This window comes from Anaerolineales bacterium, from assembly GCA_019637755.1.
Classification (GTDB): Bacteria; Chloroflexota; Anaerolineae; order Anaerolineales; family UBA11579; genus JAMCZK01.
In genome coordinates this window covers 935,896-952,933 of sequence record JAHBVC010000001.1, presented here as the reverse complement: position 1 = coordinate 952,933, position 17,038 = coordinate 935,896, and the positions used below count along the sequence as shown (strand labels likewise).

9 protein-coding genes are annotated in these 17,038 nt (G+C 63.0%); all 9 read left to right on the top strand.

The features are described 5' to 3' along the window. The first annotated feature begins 280 nt into the window (after positions 1-280). Positions 281-973, top strand: coding sequence for a DNA alkylation repair protein (locus tag KF821_04660; GenBank protein ID MBX3005105.1), 693 nt, complete (start codon positions 281-283; stop codon positions 971-973). A gap of 94 nt (positions 974-1,067) precedes the next feature. After that, positions 1,068-2,870, top strand: a complete 1,803-nt coding sequence (lepA, locus tag KF821_04655) for a translation elongation factor 4 (protein MBX3005104.1) — start codon at positions 1,068-1,070, stop codon at positions 2,868-2,870. Further along, positions 2,857-3,861, top strand: coding sequence for a flippase-like domain-containing protein (locus KF821_04650; protein MBX3005103.1), 1,005 nt, complete (start codon positions 2,857-2,859; stop codon positions 3,859-3,861). The genes lepA and KF821_04650 overlap by 14 nt, the downstream gene beginning before the upstream one ends. Before the next feature lie 3 nt (positions 3,862-3,864). Beyond that, entirely contained in the window at positions 3,865-4,896 is a 1,032-nt protein-coding gene (locus tag KF821_04645) for a GDP-mannose 4,6-dehydratase (protein MBX3005102.1), read from the top strand. A 223-nt stretch (positions 4,897-5,119) separates the two neighbouring features. After that, entirely contained in the window at positions 5,120-6,295 is a 1,176-nt protein-coding gene (locus KF821_04640) for a glycosyltransferase family 4 protein (protein ID MBX3005101.1), read from the top strand. 2 nt (positions 6,296-6,297) lie between these two features. Beyond that, positions 6,298-7,113, top strand: coding sequence for a class I SAM-dependent methyltransferase (locus KF821_04635; protein MBX3005100.1), 816 nt, complete (start codon positions 6,298-6,300; stop codon positions 7,111-7,113). Positions 7,114-7,205: 92 nt separating this feature from the next. Then, entirely contained in the window at positions 7,206-9,341 is a 2,136-nt protein-coding gene (locus KF821_04630) for a glycosyltransferase family 39 protein (protein ID MBX3005099.1), read from the top strand. 3 nt (positions 9,342-9,344) lie between these two features. Further along, positions 9,345-14,495, top strand: coding sequence for a glycosyltransferase family 39 protein (locus KF821_04625; GenBank protein ID MBX3005098.1), 5,151 nt, complete (start codon positions 9,345-9,347; stop codon positions 14,493-14,495). After that, positions 14,495-17,005: a hypothetical protein gene (locus KF821_04620; protein ID MBX3005097.1), complete on the top strand. Its 2,511-nt coding sequence runs from the start codon at positions 14,495-14,497 to the stop codon at positions 17,003-17,005. The genes KF821_04625 and KF821_04620 overlap by 1 nt, the downstream gene beginning before the upstream one ends. Positions 17,006-17,038: the final 33 nt, after the last annotated feature.

The following is a 17,038-nucleotide window of genomic DNA, read 5'->3' as shown; positions in this document are numbered from 1 at the left end:
TTTATGCTGTTACTGTTTTTACCCTTACTGTGTCTGCTACTTCTAATTGCGGCCATCGCGCTGGAGCTACCAAGTCATATGCGCACCAGTTTTGGATACGCGGTCGTGGTGGCAACAATCGTTTCGCGGGCTGGTTTCCTTCTGTTGAAACGGCATGTGGCTAAGATAACCGCGGAATAAGTGTGGATGAGATCACAGCGCTAACCACAAGCCATAAAGGACACAAGAAAGCATTTATTTGCGTCCATCTGCGTCCATCCGCGGCAGAATTAAACTAATAATGAGCGCTAAACTCAACGCCATTCTCAAGCAGCTCAAATCCCAAGGCACAGCCAAGAACCTGGCTGGTATGATGCGCTTTAGCATCTCAACTGAGAAAGCCTTCGGCGTGCCGCACCCGGCGTTGCACGCCATCGCCAAGCAGTACCGCCGCGACCACGCGCTGGCGCGGGAGCTCTGGGAGAGTGGCTACCACGAAGCGCGGTTGCTGGCTGCGTTTGTGGATGACCCCAAGCAGGTTACCAAGACCCAGATGGATGCCTGGGTGCGTGATTTCAACTCCTGGGACATTTGCGATACAGTGACCGGCCACCTGTTTGAGCCCACGCCACATGCCTTCGATAAGGCCTATCAGTGGACGCGCTCCAAACGTGAGTTTGTGCGCCGCGCTGGGCTGGCGATGATGGCCTGGTTGGCCGTGCATCGCAAAAAGGAGCCAGAGGACACCTTCCTGCGCTTCTTTCCGGCTATTGAAGCCGTGGCGGATGACGAGCGCAATTTTGTAAAAAAGGCCAGCAGTTGGGCGCTGCGCCAGCTGGGCAAGCGTAGCCAGTTTCTCAACAAGCACGCCGTGGCCGTGGCCACGCGTATTGCGCGTGCCGCCGAGGTCAGCGGTTCCAAGTCCGCCCGCTGGGTGGCCGCCGATGTGCTGCGCGAGATCACCAACGCCAAGACCTTGGCACGCTTGCGTTAGCGTGGCTGTGCTAAAGGCACAGCAATAGCACGCCGCCACTGGCGCAGCCGCTAGCGCCGCAGCCGCTAGCTCGCTCAGTTATACTTCCCTCTCTATGCAACATATCCGTAACTTCTGCATCATTGCCCATATTGACCACGGCAAGTCCACGCTGGCGGACCGTTTGCTGCAACTCACCGGCACGGTGTCGGCGCGAGATATGCAAGCCCAAGTGCTGGACAGCATGGACCTGGAGCGCGAAAAGGGCGTCACCATCAAGGCCTCCGCCGTGCGCATGCAGTACAAGGCCAATGACGGGCAGACCTATGAGTTGCATCTGATCGATACCCCGGGCCACGTAGATTTTGGCTACGAGGTCAGCCGCGCCCTGGAAGCCTGCGAAGGTGCCATCCTGATCGTGGATGCCACCCAGGGCGTGCAGGCGCAGACGCTGGCCAACCTGTACCTGGCGTTGGGTTCGGATCTGGAGATCATTCCGGTGATCAACAAGATCGATATGCCGGCCGCCGACCCGGTCCGCGTGACGGCTGAGATCGTTGAGCTGCTCGGCGTGCCCGAAGAGGATGTGCTGCAAATTTCCGCTAAGTCGGGCTTGAATATCGAGAGTGTGCTCGAAGCGGTGGTGCAGCGCGTACCGCCGCCCAAGGGCAACCCGGACGCGCCGCTGCGCGCCCTGATCTTTGACTCGCACTACGACACCTACAAAGGGGTTGTGGCCTATGTGCGTGTGATGGATGGCAGCGTGGTGGGCGAGGAGCCGCTGCGCTTGATGGCCACCGGTGCGGAGTTCAAGCCGATCGAAGTCGGCAGCTTCACCCCGCGGCTCACCGCCGGGGCCAGCCTCAACACCGGCGAGGTCGGCTACGTGGCGACCGGCTATAAGTCCGTGGCCGAATGCCGCGTAGGCGACACGCTTACCTATAAAGCCAACCCGGCCAGCGAACCGCTGCCCGGTTACCGCCAGGTTAAATCGATGGTCTTCGCTGGCATCTACCCAGTAGAGGGCGACGACTACCAGGAGCTCAAAGAAGCGCTGGAGAAGCTGCAGCTCAACGATGCCTCACTGGTCTACGAGCCAGAGACTTCGCAAGCGCTCAACTTCGGCTTCCGTTGTGGTTTCCTCGGTATGTTCCATATGGAGATCATTCAGGAGCGCCTGGAGCGCGAGTACGACCTGGACATCATCGTTACCGCACCCTCCGTCGCTTACGAAGTGGTGCTGCACAGTGGCGAGACGCGCCGCATTGATTCGCCCGCCGAGCTACCCGACGAGGGTGAGATCGCCGAGGTGCGTGAGCCGTGGATGGACATTCAGATATTTACGCCCACCGCCTATTACGGCCCGGTGATGGAAATGGTCAAGCGCCGCCGCGGGATTTTCACCGGGCAAGACCACCCGGGCAAAGACCGCGTGCAGCTGAGCTTTGAGATCCCGCTGGCCGAGATCATTGTCGATTTTTTCGACCAGTTGAAATCGGTGACGCGCGGCTATGCCTCGCTGGACTACCAATTCAAGGAATACCGCGCCGACCGCCTGGTGAAGCTGGAGATCCACGTCAATTATGAGCCGGTGGATGCCTTCACTACCATCGTGCACAAAGATGCCGCCTATCACAAGGGTCAGGCGCTGATCACCAAGCTCAAAGATTTGATCCCGCGCCAATTGTTTGTGGTGCCGATCCAGGCGGTTTCGCAGGGGCGCGTGATCTCGCGCGCCAATGTGCAAGCCATGCGCAAGGACGTGCTGGCTAAATGTTATGGCGGTGATATCACCCGCAAACGCAAGCTGCTCGAAAAGCAAAAGAAGGGGAAGAAGCGCATGAAGATGGTGGGCAGTGTAGAAATTCCACAAGAGGCCTTCCTGGCGGTATTGCGCCTGAGCGATGACAAAAACTAACGCCTCTACGCCCAATCCCTGGCTGCGCTTACTGCCCGGCTTGCTGGTCACCGCCGCCGCCGTGGTGGGCCTGTTCTACTTTATTGATGTTGACCAACTCGGCCCGGCTTTGCGCATTGCTGACTTTAGCTGGTTCCCGCTGGTGGTGCTGCTGTTCTTCGGCACTCTGCTGACGCGCAGCCTGGCCTGGCGTACCATCTTGCAGGAACGCGCCTCCATCAAGGAGGCGTTTCTGGTGGTCAACCAGGCCTATCTGCTCAACAATGTGCTGCCCTTCCGCCTCGGCGAGTTGGGGCGCGCCCTGCTGATCAGCAACCGCGCCAAGCTCAGCTTCTGGGAGGCGCTCTCCACCGTGGTGGTCGAGCGCGTTTTCGATCTCGGCTTGGCCGCCGCGCTGCTGCTCTTCACCCTGCCGCTGGTGGTGGGCGCGGAGTGGGCGCGTACCGCCGCCTACGTTTCGCTGGGTTTGGTGGGGATTGGCTTTGGCCTGCTGTTCTGGATGGCCAGCAACCCCAAGCAGGTACCGGCGCTGATCCAGCGCCTCACCGGCCGCTGGCCGGCGCTGCGCGAGTGGCTGGTGGATAAGGCTGGCGCCTTCACGGAAGGGCTCTCAGCCCTGCGCGATGGCAAACGCTTTTTGCAGGTGCTGTTTTGGATGGTGCTGACCTGGTTGTTCAACGTAGCCTGGTACTTCGTGCTGATGCGCGCCTTTTTCCCCATGGCGCAATGGCTATGGGCCTTCTTCAGTATTGGCGTATCCTCGTTGGGCGTGGCGTTGCCCTCATCGCCGGGCTACATCGGCGTATTTGAGGGCGTGCTGGTGGGCGCGCTAAGCTTCTTCAATGCAGACCCCGCCATCGCGCTGGCCTATGCCGTGGTGGGCCACCTCACCTATTTTGTGATCACTGGCATCATCGGTATCATTGGCTTCTGGCAACAGGGTGAATCCCTGGGTGATATTTACCGAACCTTGCTTAACCGGCAGGCCTGACCTATGGCAAAGAAAAAGTATCTGATCACCGGCGGCGCCGGATTCATCGGCTCCAACTATGCGCATGCGTTGCTGGAGCGCGGCGAACGCGTCGTCATCTTCGATAATCTCTCGCGCAAAGGCGCCGAGCGCAACCTGGCCTGGTTGCGCCAGGCCCACGGCGCCGAGTCGTTCGAGCTGGTGGTTGGCGATGTGCGCGACGCCGAGGCACTGCACGCGCCGGTGGCCGGTGCAGAGGTGATCGCGCACCTGGCCGGCCAGGTGGCGGTCACCTCCTCAGTGACCGATCCGCGCACTGATTTTGAGATCAACGCCCTCGGCACCTTCAACGTGCTTGAAGCGGCGCGGCGGGCCGGGCATGCACCCTTCATTATCTATGCCTCCACCAACAAGGTCTATGGCGAGATGCTGGAGCACCGTCTGCTCACAGGCAAGACGCGCTACCGCTACGCCAAGCTGCCCCACGGCCTGCCCGAAACGCAGCAGCTCGATTTTCACTCCCCGTATGGCTGCTCCAAAGGCGCCGCCGAGCAATACGTGCGCGATTATGCGCGCATTTACAACATCCCCTCAGTCGTCTTCCGCCAGAGCTGTATCTACGGCCCGCGCCAATTCGGCGTGGAGGACCAGGGCTGGCTGGCCTGGTTCGTGATCGCCGCCGTGCTCGGCAAGCCGATCAGCATCTATGGTGATGGCAAGCAGGTGCGCGACATGCTGCACGTGCGTGATCTGATCGCGGCCTACGATGCCGCGGTGTCGCGCCAGCGCATAGTGGCTGGCGAAGCCTTCAACATCGGCGGCGGGCCTGATTTCACGCTGTCGATCTGGAAGGAATGCGGCCCGCTGCTGGAGAAGTTGCTCGGGCGCAAGATCCCGGTGAGCTATGGGCCCACTCGTCCCGGCGACCAGAAGGTCTATATCAGCGATATCCGCAAGGTGCGCAAGGCGCTAGCCTGGAAGCCCACGATTGGCGTAGAGCAGGGCACGGCCGAGCTGGTCGCCTGGGTGCAAGCACACCGCGAGCTGTTTGATTAGTAAGTAACCGGTAACCACAAAGACAAAAGGGCACAAAGAAAGACTTTACGGTAACTTGCATCCAGGGTGGTTGGCAATGTACTTGGGATTGCTTCGTTGTTCAGCGGCTCTGCCGCTTCACGTCTTTGCGAGCGTAGCTGAAAGTCGCATAAAAATGCGACTTTCAGCCCCGAAGCAATCCCCGAGCTGGTTGCACTTATAACTTCTGCGATAAACTCACCCCGTGCGTATCCTTACGGTTCTCACCTATTATCGCCCGCACACCAGCGGGCTGACCATTTACGCCGAGCGCCTGGCCAAGGCGCTGGTGCAGCGCGGGCACGCGGTCACTGTGCTCACTTCCCAGTTTGAGAAGGACTTGCCGCTGGAAGAGATGCAGGATGGCGTGCGCATCCGCCGCGTGCCGGTGGCGCTGCGCATCAGCAAGGGCGTGATCATGCCCAGCCTCGGCCGCCTGGCCTGGCAGGAGACGCGCAAGCATGATGCGCTGCTGCTGCACCTGCCGCAGTTTGACGCCGCCGGCCTGGCGATCCGCGGCTGGCTGCTCAAGAAAGCCACCGTGATCATTTACCACTCCGATCTGATCCTTTCGTCGGGCCTGTTTAATCGTTTTGTCAACTTTGTTGTCAATTTCATGAATGACTTGGCCGCCCGCTTTACGCACCGCATCTCTTCATATACAGAAGACTTTGCCAGTCATTCGCCGTACCTGCGCCGCTTTGCGTCAAAGGTGCGCGTAATCTCCCCTGCGGTGGAGTTGCCGCAAAGCGAGCCGGAAAAAGCCTTGGCTTTTTCCGCTCGCCACAATCCTGAGCAACGCGGCCCAGTGATTGCCATGGCCACGCGCTTCGCTGCGGAAAAGGGTGTTGAAGTCTTGCTGCAAGCGCTGCCCGCGGTGCAGCAAAAGTTCCCCAACGCACTGGTGTGGTTTGCCGGGCAGTATCAGGATGTGCTGGGCGAAGAAGCCTATGCCCAGCGCCTGTTCCCGCAGATCGCCGAATACGAGAAAGCCGGCCAGTGGAGATTTTTGGGCACGCTGCCCATGGAAGACATGCCCTCGTTCTATCAGGGGCTGGATCTGCTGGTGGTGCCCAGCACCAATTCCACTGAGACCTTTGGCTTTGTACAGATTGAAGCGATGATGAATGGCAAACCTGTGGTGGCCGCCGCGCTGCCTGGCGTGCGCCAACCCGTGCGCATGAGCGGCATGGGCCTGGTCTCGCCCGTGGGCGATGCCGCCGCGCTGGCCGCCAACATGATCGAGGTGCTCTCGCACCCCGAAAAATATCGCGGCGATGCCGACGCGCTGCGTACGGAGTTCAGCCCGCAAACTTGCGCGGCGCGCCACGAAGCGCTCTTCGAAGAGATTGCGCGTGAGCTTGCCGGATGTGGGGCGTGAGCTTGCCGCCGCAATCAGCGCCCCCACCGCGCCAGGGCGAGAATAAACACTGGTGGATCCAGTTACAGGCCTTGCCGTATTTCCGTGCTTTGTTGCGCGCGGTAGAGGCTGATTTTTACAAAGATTTTGAACTCGCCGCGCCGGTGTATGACCTCGGCTGCGGGGATGGCCATTTTGCCAGCCAGGTATTTACGCAAAAGTTTGAGGTCGGGCTGGACCCGGCCTTCGTCTCCCTGCAGGAAGCCAAGCAGTGGGGCGCCTATGGCGGCCTGGTGCAGGCCCTCGGCCACCGCGCCCCGCTGGCCGGCGGCCACTTTGCCAGCGCGCTCAGTAATTCGGTGCTTGAGCACATCCCCAATTTGCAAGCGGTGCTCAATGAAACCGGCCGCCTGGTGCGCAAGGGCGGCCTGTTCCTGTTCTGCGTGCCCAATCATCGCTGGCCGCACAATCTTTCGATTGCCAATTGGCTCAGCAAGCTAGGCCTCAAGGCCCTGGCCGCCGCCTATGTGCGCCTGTTCACGCGTATCTCGCGCCATATCAACATGCTCTCGCCTGAAGAATGGGCGACGCGGCTGGACGAAGCCGGCTTTGATATAGAAGCATGGTGGCACTACTTCCCACCCGCCGCGCTGCACGCACTGGAGTGGGGGCATTACTTTGGCTTGCCCAGCTATGTGGCGCGCAAGTTGTTCGGCCGCTGGGTGCTGTGGCCCAGCCGCGCCAACTTGGGCATCACGCAACGCCTGTTTGCGGCGCACGCCAATCACGGCGCCGACCCTGAAGGCACCTATACCTGGTATGTCGCGCGCCGCCGCTAGCGCCGCGCATTAACCCTGGCGTCATCTGCACACAGGCGCGCTATCGTGCGCTACGATAAAATCAGGCGTGGCCTCAGCAGGCCATTCGCCCTATGCCCGAACCCAGTCTGCTCGATTACCTGAAAGCACTCCTGCGCGGCCAGCAGCCGCCGGCCATTCCGCCGCTGCCAAGCGGCAAGGGCCGCCGCACCCGCCTGCGCCCCGCAGCCACGTCGGCGCGCAGGCCGCGCAGCAAGGCGGCTGCACCTGCCTTCACGCTGGCTCAGCTGCCCTGGCGCAGCCTGGGCGCGGTACTGCTATTCCTGGCCGGGCAAGCCTTGCTCAGCCTGGCGGGCAGCAGCCCGGCCACGCTGGCCTTGGCCGTGCCCCTATGGGTGCTGGCGCTGGGCCTGGCTATCTGGGCCAACCGGCACGGCGAATGGGCGCTGCCGGCTTTGCAGCCCGCCGCGGCCAATAAGGCCGCGCTGAGTTTCCGGCGCACGCCGTTGATTGTAGCGGCAGTGCTGTTTGTGCTCACCTTTTTGCTCAGCGGGCACAACCGCTTCAATTTGCTCAATGTCGTGTGCTGGCTGGGTGCGCTGGGCAGCCTGCTGTATGCCTTTTGGCAGCCCGGCCCGCGGCGCCCAGGCTGGCGCACGCGCTGGGCGGCGTTTTGGGCCCAGCCCGAGTTCACCTTGCGCGTGGGGCGGCATACATTGCTGCTGTTGCTGCTCGGCGCCTTGATCCTGGCGGTGCGCTTGTACGCGCTGCGCAGCGCGCCGCCCGAAATGGTCAGTGATCATGCCGAAATGCTGCTTGATCTGCTGGATATTCGTAATGGCCAAGCGGCGATCTTCTTTGAGCGCAATACCGGGCGCGAGCCGCTGCCGTTTTATCTGGCGGCATGGGTGGGCCGCTGGTTTGGTACCGGGGTCAGCTTTCTGACGCTCAAGCTCACCAGTACGCTGGCTTCACTGGCTGGTTTGGTGTTCATGTACTTGATGGGCGAAGAGTTGGGCGGCCGCCGGGTGGGCGTATTCACCCTGGCACTGGCTGGCCTGGCGTACTGGCCCAACGTGCTCGCCCATCTCGGCTTGAACTTCTATTGGTACGCCACGCTTACTGCACCCACGCTTTACTTTTTGCTGCGCGGCATACGCCGCGGCCAGCTTAACGACTATTTGCTGGCCGGCGTGTGCCTGGGCATCGGCTTGAATGGCTACACCGCCTTTCGCATCGTGCCGCTGGTGGCCGCTGCCGCGCTAGCCATCTTCCTGCTGCATCGCAGCAGCGCCAGCCTGCGCAACCGCGCCATCACGGGTGCTTTGCTGCTCTTGGTGGTGGCGTTGGTGGCCACCACGCCGCTACTACGCTACTCCATCGATCATCTCTTGGTAGCCAACCAGCGCATTCTGACCCGGCTGGGTGAAGCCGAGCGCGCCTACCCCGGCCCGGTGGGTTTCATCCTGCTGAGCAACATGCTCAAGGGATTGGGGCTATTCAACTACTCCGGCGGCAGTCAGTGGGTGGTGGGCACTGTGCGCAGCCCGGCCTTTGACCTGTTCACTGCCACGCTGCTCTTGCTGGGGGTGTGCTTCACGGCGATGCGCTATGCACGCCAGCGCCAATGGCAGGATCTGTTTCTGCTGCTCAGCCTGCCCTTGCTCCTCTTGCCGTCTACGTTGTCCCTGGCATTTCCGGAGGAGAACCCGGCGATGAACCGCGCCAGTGGCGCCTGGGTGCCCGCCTTTGTACTCGCCGCCTTGGCGCTGGAGACTTATCTGCGCAGCCTGGGCCAGCGCCTGGCGCCCAAACGTGCCGCTGCAAGCCAGCTCGCCGCCGCCGGGCTGCTGGCGCTGGTGGCCGCCAGCAATCTGGGACTGTTCAACCAATACACGCGTGCCTATCGCGCCAATTCCTGGAACAGTGCTGAAATGGGCGCGGTGATCGCTGATTTCGCCGCTAGCTTCGGCTCATTGGAGAGCGCCTGGGTGGTGGCGTACCCGCACTGGGTGGATACGCGCCTGGTGGCGATGGAGGCCAACAACCCGGGGCGCGATTACGCCATCTGGCCCGAGCAGTTGACCCAAACGGCGAGCGTGGCCGCGCCGCGGCTATACATTCTGAAACCAGAGGATACACTGGCGCTCAGCACCCTGCAGCAATTGTTCCCGCAGGGCGTGCTGACCACGTACACCAGCCAAGTGGCCTCACGTGATTTCTATCTCTATCTGGTGGCGAACAACTAACCCATGCCCAAGCACACCTACCGCATTCCGCAATGGCTGTATCAGGCCGCCCTGGTGGCCTTGTTGCTGGCCGCCGCTACCCTGCGCCTGGCGGGGCTGGATTGGGACGAGAGCCGCCACTTGCACCCCGATGAGCGCTTTCTGACCCAGGTAGCCGCGGCGCTGCACAGTGTCCCCAGCCTCGGCGAATACTTCAACACGGCCAGCTCCACGCTGAATCCCAGCAATGCCGGGTTTAGCTTCTTTGTCTACGGCACGCTGCCAGTGGTCTTGGTGCGCTATGTCGGCGAGTGGACCCAGATGACCGGTTACGACTCCATCTATCTGGTCGGGCGCGTGCTTTCCGCCCTGGCCGATGTCGGCGTGATCGCCATGGTGTACTTCACCGCCCGGCGCCTGTTTGATCGCCGGGTCGGCTTGCTGGCGGCGGCCTTCTACAGCGTCTCCGTCATGGCGATCCAGCAATCGCATTTTTGGACAGTGGACAATTTTGTCAACCTGTTCACTGTCATCACGGTGTATTTCGCCGTGCGCGTGGCCACTCCCTCCACCAAAGCCAAGGGGCGCTTTGACCTGTGGGATTTCGTGTGGTTCGGCGTGGCGTTGGGCAGCGCCATGGCTTCCAAAGTCAGCGTGGGCCTGGTGTGCCTCACCTTGCCGATCGCCGTGATCATTCGGGTGCAGGCGATGGAGGCCGAGTGGCGCGAGGCGCAGCTTGGCAAGGGTGTGCTGTATACGCTGATGGCGGCCGGGCTGAGCCTGCTGGCCTTCCGCATTTTTCAGCCTTATGCCTTCATCGGCCTACGCCTCAACCCTGAGTGGGTTGAGACTATGCGCCAGCTTGCCGCCCAGGTGAGCGGCGATGCCGATTGGCCGCCCTCGATGCAATGGGCGCGCCGCCCGCTGTGGTTCGGCTTGCAAAACATTGTGCGCTGGGGGCTGGGTTGGCCACTGGCGATCACTAGCTGGCTGGGCTTTGGCTGGGCAGCCTGGCGCGCCCTTAAAGGCGAGTGGCTCAAGCCGTACTTTGTGGTTTTGGCTTGGGGCCTGATCTATTTTGTGCAACAGTCGCTGGCCTTCAACCCCACCATGCGCTATTTTCTGCCGCTGTACCCAATGCTGGCGATCTTGGGCGCCTGGGGCATTTTTGAGCTGTGGCGGTTGGCCGCGGCGCGCCGCGGCGCAGCGGCGCCTGCCAGCCGCTGGCTGCGTGCCGCCGCGCTGGGCCTGGGCGTGCTGGGCGTGGTGGGTGGCCTGCTATGGTCGCTGGCCTTCGTCCAGGTCTACCTGCAGCCGCACGCCCGCGTGGCCGCCACGCGCTGGATCTATGACAACATCCCTGGCCCGCTGACACTCATTGTGCAAAACGAGCAGGGCACCAGCCACCAGCCGCTCTCGCTGCCCTACAACACGCGCATCCGCGCCGAAATGCCCTTGCTCACCAGCTTCTCGGCGCGCCAGGGTGGCGTGCTGACCCAGCTGGACTTCAAGACGCTGCAAACGCCGCTGGCGCTGACGCTGCGTTCGGGCGCCAGTGGCGAGGTGCTCAACGCCGATTACGGGCAGGTGGTTGATTTTGCCAACCTGCCTGTGGGTGAGACCAGCGCAGTGGCAATGGCGGTAGGCGCCACCACCTTCGCTGACCCGTTGGCCTTGTACCAATTGCATGTGCAGTTTCCGGCGGGCACAGGCAGCCTGTGGGTGGAGCGCGTGGTGGTGAGCCACTCGCAAAGCAGTGAGCTGCCGCAACAAGACGTGCTCGACGCGCCGCTACTCACCCAACTGGGCGCGGCGTTGGATCTGCAATTTGCACTGGCACCAGGCAACTTCCCTGACCAGGTGGTGCTCTACTTGCGGCCGGAGAAGGCCTTGCGGCCGGCGCCCGTGCCGCTGCGCGTGCAGCTCAGCCTGAGCCCGGATATGGCCGAGCCCCTGCTGGATACTACGTTGGCGGTGGCGCCCGGCGCCAGCCTGGCCAACGCAGCCAGCCTGCCGCTAGAGTCGCCAGTGACCCTGCAGCAAGGCATCATCTACTACTTGCAACTCAGCACACTCAATGCAACGCAGGCGATTTTGCAAGGGAGCCCGGTGGCCAACGAAACCAGTTGGGATGACGGCCTGCCCCTGCGCATCGATAGCTACGACGGCTTTGGGGGCATCTACCAGGGCGGGCTGAACTTTGAAATGTACTGGAACGAGAACGCCGAGAAGGTGCAGCGATTTCAGAGCACGCTCGATGCGGCGGACTATGTGTTCATCTCGTCCAACCGCCAATGGGGCAGCCTGCCGCGCCTGCCGGAACGCTTTCCGCTGGCGATCACTTATTACCGCGCCCTGTTAGGCTGCCCCACGGAGCGCAGCATTGAGTGGTGCTATGCCGAAGCACAGCCCGGCCAGTTCAGCGGCCAACTGGGCTTTGAGCTGGTGCAAGTGTTTGAGAACGCCCCGCACCTGGGCGGTTGGAGCTTCAACGACCAATGGGCCGAAGAAGCCTTCACCGTCTACGACCATCCCAAGGTGCTGATCTTCAAAAAGACCGCCGCCTACGACCCGGCCGCGGTGGCCGCCATTCTGGCCAGCGCTCCGGTAGACCAGGCGGTCAACCTCACCCCGAAGCAAGCCTCGGGTGGTGTGCCGCCCACGCTGATGCTGCCCGCCGACCGGCTGGCAGAGCAGCAGGCCGGCGGCACCTGGGCGGCGTTGTTCAGCCGCCAGGCCTGGGTCAATGCTGCGCCATGGGTCAGCCTGGTGGTGTGGTATCTGGCGCTGGGCGTGCTGGGCGTGCTGGCGTATCCCTTGGTGCGCTGGGCTCTGCCCGGCCTGCGGGATGGCGGCTACCCGTTTGCGCGCTTGGCAGGGTTACTGCTGCTGGCCTATCTGGGCTGGCTGGGCGGCTCGCTGGGGCTGAGCTTCAGCCGCGCCTGGCTGGCCGTGTGCGCACTGCTGATCGGCTTGTTGGGCGTGCTGGCGGCCCGGCCACAATGGCCGCAGATCAAGGCGGAGTGGAAGAGCCAGCGTGCCATGTTCCTGCGCACCGAGGCGTTGTTCCTCGGCTTCTTCCTCATCATGCTGCTGATCCGTCTGGGCAATCCTGATTTATGGCACCCTGCCAAAGGCGGCGAGAAGCCGATGGATTTTGCCTATTTCAACGCGGTGCTCAAGAGCAGCAGCTTCCCCGCGTATGACCCGTGGTTCGCCGGCGGCTATATCAATTACTACTATTACGGCTTTGTATTGGTCGGCGCCCTGGTCAAGCTGCTCGGCATTATCCCCGCGGTGGCCTACAACCTGATCCTGCCCAGCTTGTTCGCCATGCTGGCCTTGGGGGCCTATAGCGTCGCATGGAATCTGTGGGCCGCCTGGCAGGCACGCCAGGCGGTGGCGGCGCGCGGCCCGGGTGCGCATGCCGTGGGTTTGAGCGCCGCGCTGGCCAGTGTGCTGCTGGGCAACCTGGGCAGCATTCAAATGATCTTGCAGGGCTACGCGCGGCTGGGCGGCGGCGGGGCCGCGTTGGAAGGCGTGGGCACACTAACCCAGCTGGGCTGGATGCTACGCGGGCTGGCCCTCTCGCTGACCGGGACGCCGCTGCCGTATGGCTTGGGCGAGTGGTATTGGAACCCGACGCGCATCTTCCCCGCTCCGGGCGAATCGGCGCCGATCACTGAATTCCCGTTGTTCACCTTCACCTACGCCGATCTGCACGCTCACATGATCGCCCTGCCGGTCACATTGCTGGCGCTGGCCTGGGCGCTCTCGGCGGTGCTCAGCGGCGGGTGGGGCACGGCACGCGCCCAACGCGGGCTGCGCGGCGCGCTGCAACTGGCCTGGGTCTTCGTTTTTGGCGGCATCGTCATCGGCAGCTTGCGCCCGATCAACACCTGGGATCTGCCGGTCTACGCGCTCTTGGCGGCGCTGGCTGCGGGCTATGCCTTGTGGCGTTACCTGCCGCGTAGCACGGCGCAGGGCTTGCCGCGCAGCCTGAAGATGCTGGCCGGGCCGCTGGTGCTGGCGGCGTTGTGCTACCTGGCCTATGTGCCGTTTGGCTGGTGGTATCGCCAGGGCTACAGCTCTCTGCGCGTGTGGGATGGTGTTCACGTGGCCTTTGGGCCTTACTTTACGCATTGGGGCGTGTTCCTCTTTTTCCTGGTGGCCTGGCTGGCCTGGGAGACGCGCCAATGGCTGGCCAGTACGCCGCTTTCCTCGGTGCGCAAGCTCGAGGGCTATGTGTGGGCGCTGCCCCTGGGCGCGCTAGCTATTTTCCTGATCTTGTTTGCCCTGCAGATTCTCGGCGTGGTGGTGGGCTGGTTGCTGGTGCCCCTGCTGCTGTGGATCGGTGCGCTGTTCCTGCGCCCCGGCCAGGATGAAAGCAAGCGGCTGGTGCTGTTCTTGAGTGGCACGGCGGTCTTCCTGACCTTGTTTGTGGAAGTGATGGTGCTGAAAGGCGACATCTCGCGCATGAACACGGTCTTCAAGTTTTATATGCAAGCCTGGACGTTGCTGGCGCTGTGCGCCAGCCTGGCGGCGGCTTGGTGTTGGCAGGCCCTGCCGCACTGGTCACCCAATTGGCGCGGCGTGTGGCAGGGCCTGGCCACGCTGTTGCTGGCCTGCGCGGCATTGTTCCTGCTACTGGGCGTCACCGCCAAGATCAGAGACCGCATGGCGGAGGGTAGCCCGCACACCCTCGACGGCATGGCGTATATGCAAAATGCCGTGTACTACGAAGCCGATCGCGTGCTGATGCTCAGTGAAGATTACGCCGCCATCCGCTGGATGCAAGACCACGTCAACGGTTCGCCGGTGATCATGGAAGGTTACGTCAGCGAGTACCGCTGGGGGGCGCGCTATTCCATCTATACCGGGTTGCCGGCGGTGCTGGGCTGGAACCATCACCAACGCCAGCAGCGCGAGTTTGTGCCCGGCAATGATGTCTGGGGGCGCATGGGCGATGTCAATCTATTTTACGAAACCACGGATCTGACCCAAGCCGAGAACCTGCTGGCCAAGTACGCCGTGCGCTACATTGTGGTGGGCCAGATGGAGCAAGCCGTGTATTCCGCGGAGGGTCTGACCAAGTTCGCCGCGGCCGAGGGGCGCCTGTGGCAGGAAGTTTTCCGCGTTGGCGATACGGCCATCTATGAAGTGCTGGAACGCTGATGGGTGAGTTGTGGAGCGCCCTGGCCTGGTATCTGGCGCTGGCCGGCCTGAGCTGGCTGGTGCTGCCGCTGGCCTATCGTTGGTTCCCAGCCCTGGCCGAGCGTGGCTATGGCTTTTTGCGCCCGCTGGCGCTGCTGCTGTGGGGCTTTGTGTTCTGGCTGTTGGGCAGCCTGGGCTTGCTGGCCAACGACGTGCCGAGTTTGCTCTTGGCCTTGCTGCTGCTGGCCGGCCTCAGCGCCTGGGCGGCGCGGCAACTGCCCGCGGGGCACTTGGGCGCATGGCTGCGCGAGCAGCGCAGCCAGATCGTAGCGACCGAGCTGGTGTTCCTGCTCAGCTTCGGCTTCATGTTATGGATGCGCGCCAGTTACCCGCGCATCGAAGGCACCGAGAAGCCGATGGAGCTGGCCTTCATCAATGCCATCTTGCGCTCGCCCAGCCTGCCGCCGCATGACCCGTGGCTGGCGGGATACTCCATCTCCTACTATTACTTCGGCTACCTGATGGTAGCCATGCTGGCCAAGCTGCTGGGTGTGGCCGGCGCGGTGGCCTTCAACCTGGGGATTGCCAGCGTGTTTGCCATGGGCGCCGCCGCCGCCTATGGGCTGGTGTTCAACTTGCTGGCCCAGCACGCGCCGGCGCGCTACGGCACGCTGCGCTGGCTGGCGGGCCTGGCCCCGCTGCTGATGCTGGTGATGGGCAACGCCGAAGGCTTGCTGGAGATTGCCCATGCGCGCCATCTATTTTGGCAAACCGATGCGAGCGGCCAGGCGCAGTCAGCGGTGTGGGCCTGGCTGGATGTCAAAGACCTGGTGAACCCGCCCAACGAGGCGCCGCGTTGGGCCCCACGCTACTTCGATACCTCGTACTGGTGGTGGTGGCGCGCCTCACGCGTGATCAATGACCGCAATCTCCTCGGCCAGGAGCAAGAGCTGATCGATGAGTTCCCGGCTTTTTCTTTTGTGCTGGGAGATTTGCATCCGCATGTGTTTTCGATCCCCTTTGTGCTGCTGGCCGTGGGGTTGGCTTACAACACCTATCGCGGCGGTAACGAAAGCAAGCGGCCGCTGCTGGGGCTGTATGTTGAGGATGGCGCCAACGATTGGCGCCAATTGCTCCAGCGCCACCCTGGCGCCGGCCGCCGGCCGCTGATCGATGTGTACATTCAGCCGGAGGCGATCCTGCTGGCCGCTTTGGTGATCGGCGCGCTGGCCTTCATCAATTTTTGGGATCTGCCGATCTATGCCGGTGTGCTGGCGGCGGCGTATGCCCTCCGCCGGGCGCAGGCTCACGGCTGGGCCATGGCGCGGCTGGGCGAATTTATGAGTCTGCTGCTGGTGGTGGTGGGCTTGGGCGTTTTGCTGTTTGTGCCCTTCTTTGTCGGCTTCAGTTCGCAGGCGGGCGGCATCTTGCCCAACCTGATCAACCCGACGCGCGGGGTGCAGCTTTGGATCATGTTCCTGCCCCTGTGGGCGCCGCTGCTGCTGTGGGCGCTGGTGCAGTGGCGCACCCGCCCCGCCAGCCTGTTGCTGCGGGCAGGTTTGGGGGGGCTGGGGTTTGTGCTGGCCCTGTGGGGCGCGTCGCTATTGATGGCGCGGGTGTATGCCGGCGCGCTGGGCAACACACCCCTCGGCGCGGCGATCCTCACCGGCTTTGGCGCCGCTGATCTGCCCAGCCTGTTGGCGGCGGCACTGCAACGCCGCGCCGCCGCAGCGGGGGGTTGGCTCAGCCTGGCGCTGATGCTCGGGCTGCTAGGCGGCTTGCTGGCCTGGCCCGCTAAGCCTGCTGGCCGCGGCCCGGCGCACTCCGCCAGCCAGTTTGCGTTGCTGCTGGCCTTAGTGGGCGCCTTGCTGGTGACCGCACCAGAGTTCGTTTACTTGCGCGATCAGTTTGGCACGCGCATGAACACGGTGTTCAAGTTCTACTACCAGGCCTGGCTGCTGTGGAGCGTGGCGGCCGCGTTTGCGCTCGGTAGCTTATGGTTGGCTGGGCACAAGTCACTACGCCGCACGGCGGCGTGGGCCGCCCTGCTGCTGGCGCTGGGCGCCGGGCTGGTGTTCCCACTGTATGCCTTTGCCGATCTGGCCAGCCGCCCCGAAGGCCAGGCGTTGAGCCTGGATGGCAGCGCTTACCTGCCCGCCGACGCGCGCGCGGCGATCGCCTGGTTGCAGACGGCCGATCCCGGCGTGATAGCAGAGGCGGTGGGCGGCAGCTACACCGGCTACGCGCGCTACGCCACGTTCAGTGGCCTGCCGGGTGTGCTCGGCTGGCCGGGGCACGAGAGCCAGTGGCGCGCGGGGGAGTATGAGCGCGAACGCGAAGAAGCCGTGCGCACGCTGTATGCCAGCAGCCAGTGGCCGCTGGCGGCGGAAATTCTGCAGCGCTATGACGTGCACTATGTCATCGTGGGTGATCTCGAGCGCAACGCTTACCCGGTGAACGAAGCCAAATTCCAGGCACGCTTGTCCGTGGCCTTTCAAAACGATTCAGTCACTATTTACGCGGTGCCTTAGTGAGTCGCCGCGCAGGGGCAGACAGCGCCGACT

What these genes read in the sequence shown, in the direction of transcription:
- KF821_04660 (MBX3005105.1), top strand. Translation starts at nt 281, where the DNA reads ATGAGCGCTAAACTCAACGCCATTCTCAAGCAGCTCAAATCCCAAGGC.
- lepA (MBX3005104.1), top strand. Translation starts at nt 1,068, where the DNA reads ATGCAACATATCCGTAACTTCTGCATCATTGCCCATATTGACCACGGC.
- KF821_04645 (MBX3005102.1), top strand. Translation starts at nt 3,865, where the DNA reads ATGGCAAAGAAAAAGTATCTGATCACCGGCGGCGCCGGATTCATCGGC.
- KF821_04625 (MBX3005098.1), top strand. Translation starts at nt 9,345, where the DNA reads ATGCCCAAGCACACCTACCGCATTCCGCAATGGCTGTATCAGGCCGCC.
- KF821_04650 (MBX3005103.1), top strand. Translation starts at nt 2,857, where the DNA reads ATGACAAAAACTAACGCCTCTACGCCCAATCCCTGGCTGCGCTTACTG.
- KF821_04620 (MBX3005097.1), top strand. Translation starts at nt 14,495, where the DNA reads ATGGGTGAGTTGTGGAGCGCCCTGGCCTGGTATCTGGCGCTGGCCGGC.
- KF821_04630 (MBX3005099.1), top strand. Translation starts at nt 7,206, where the DNA reads ATGCCCGAACCCAGTCTGCTCGATTACCTGAAAGCACTCCTGCGCGGC.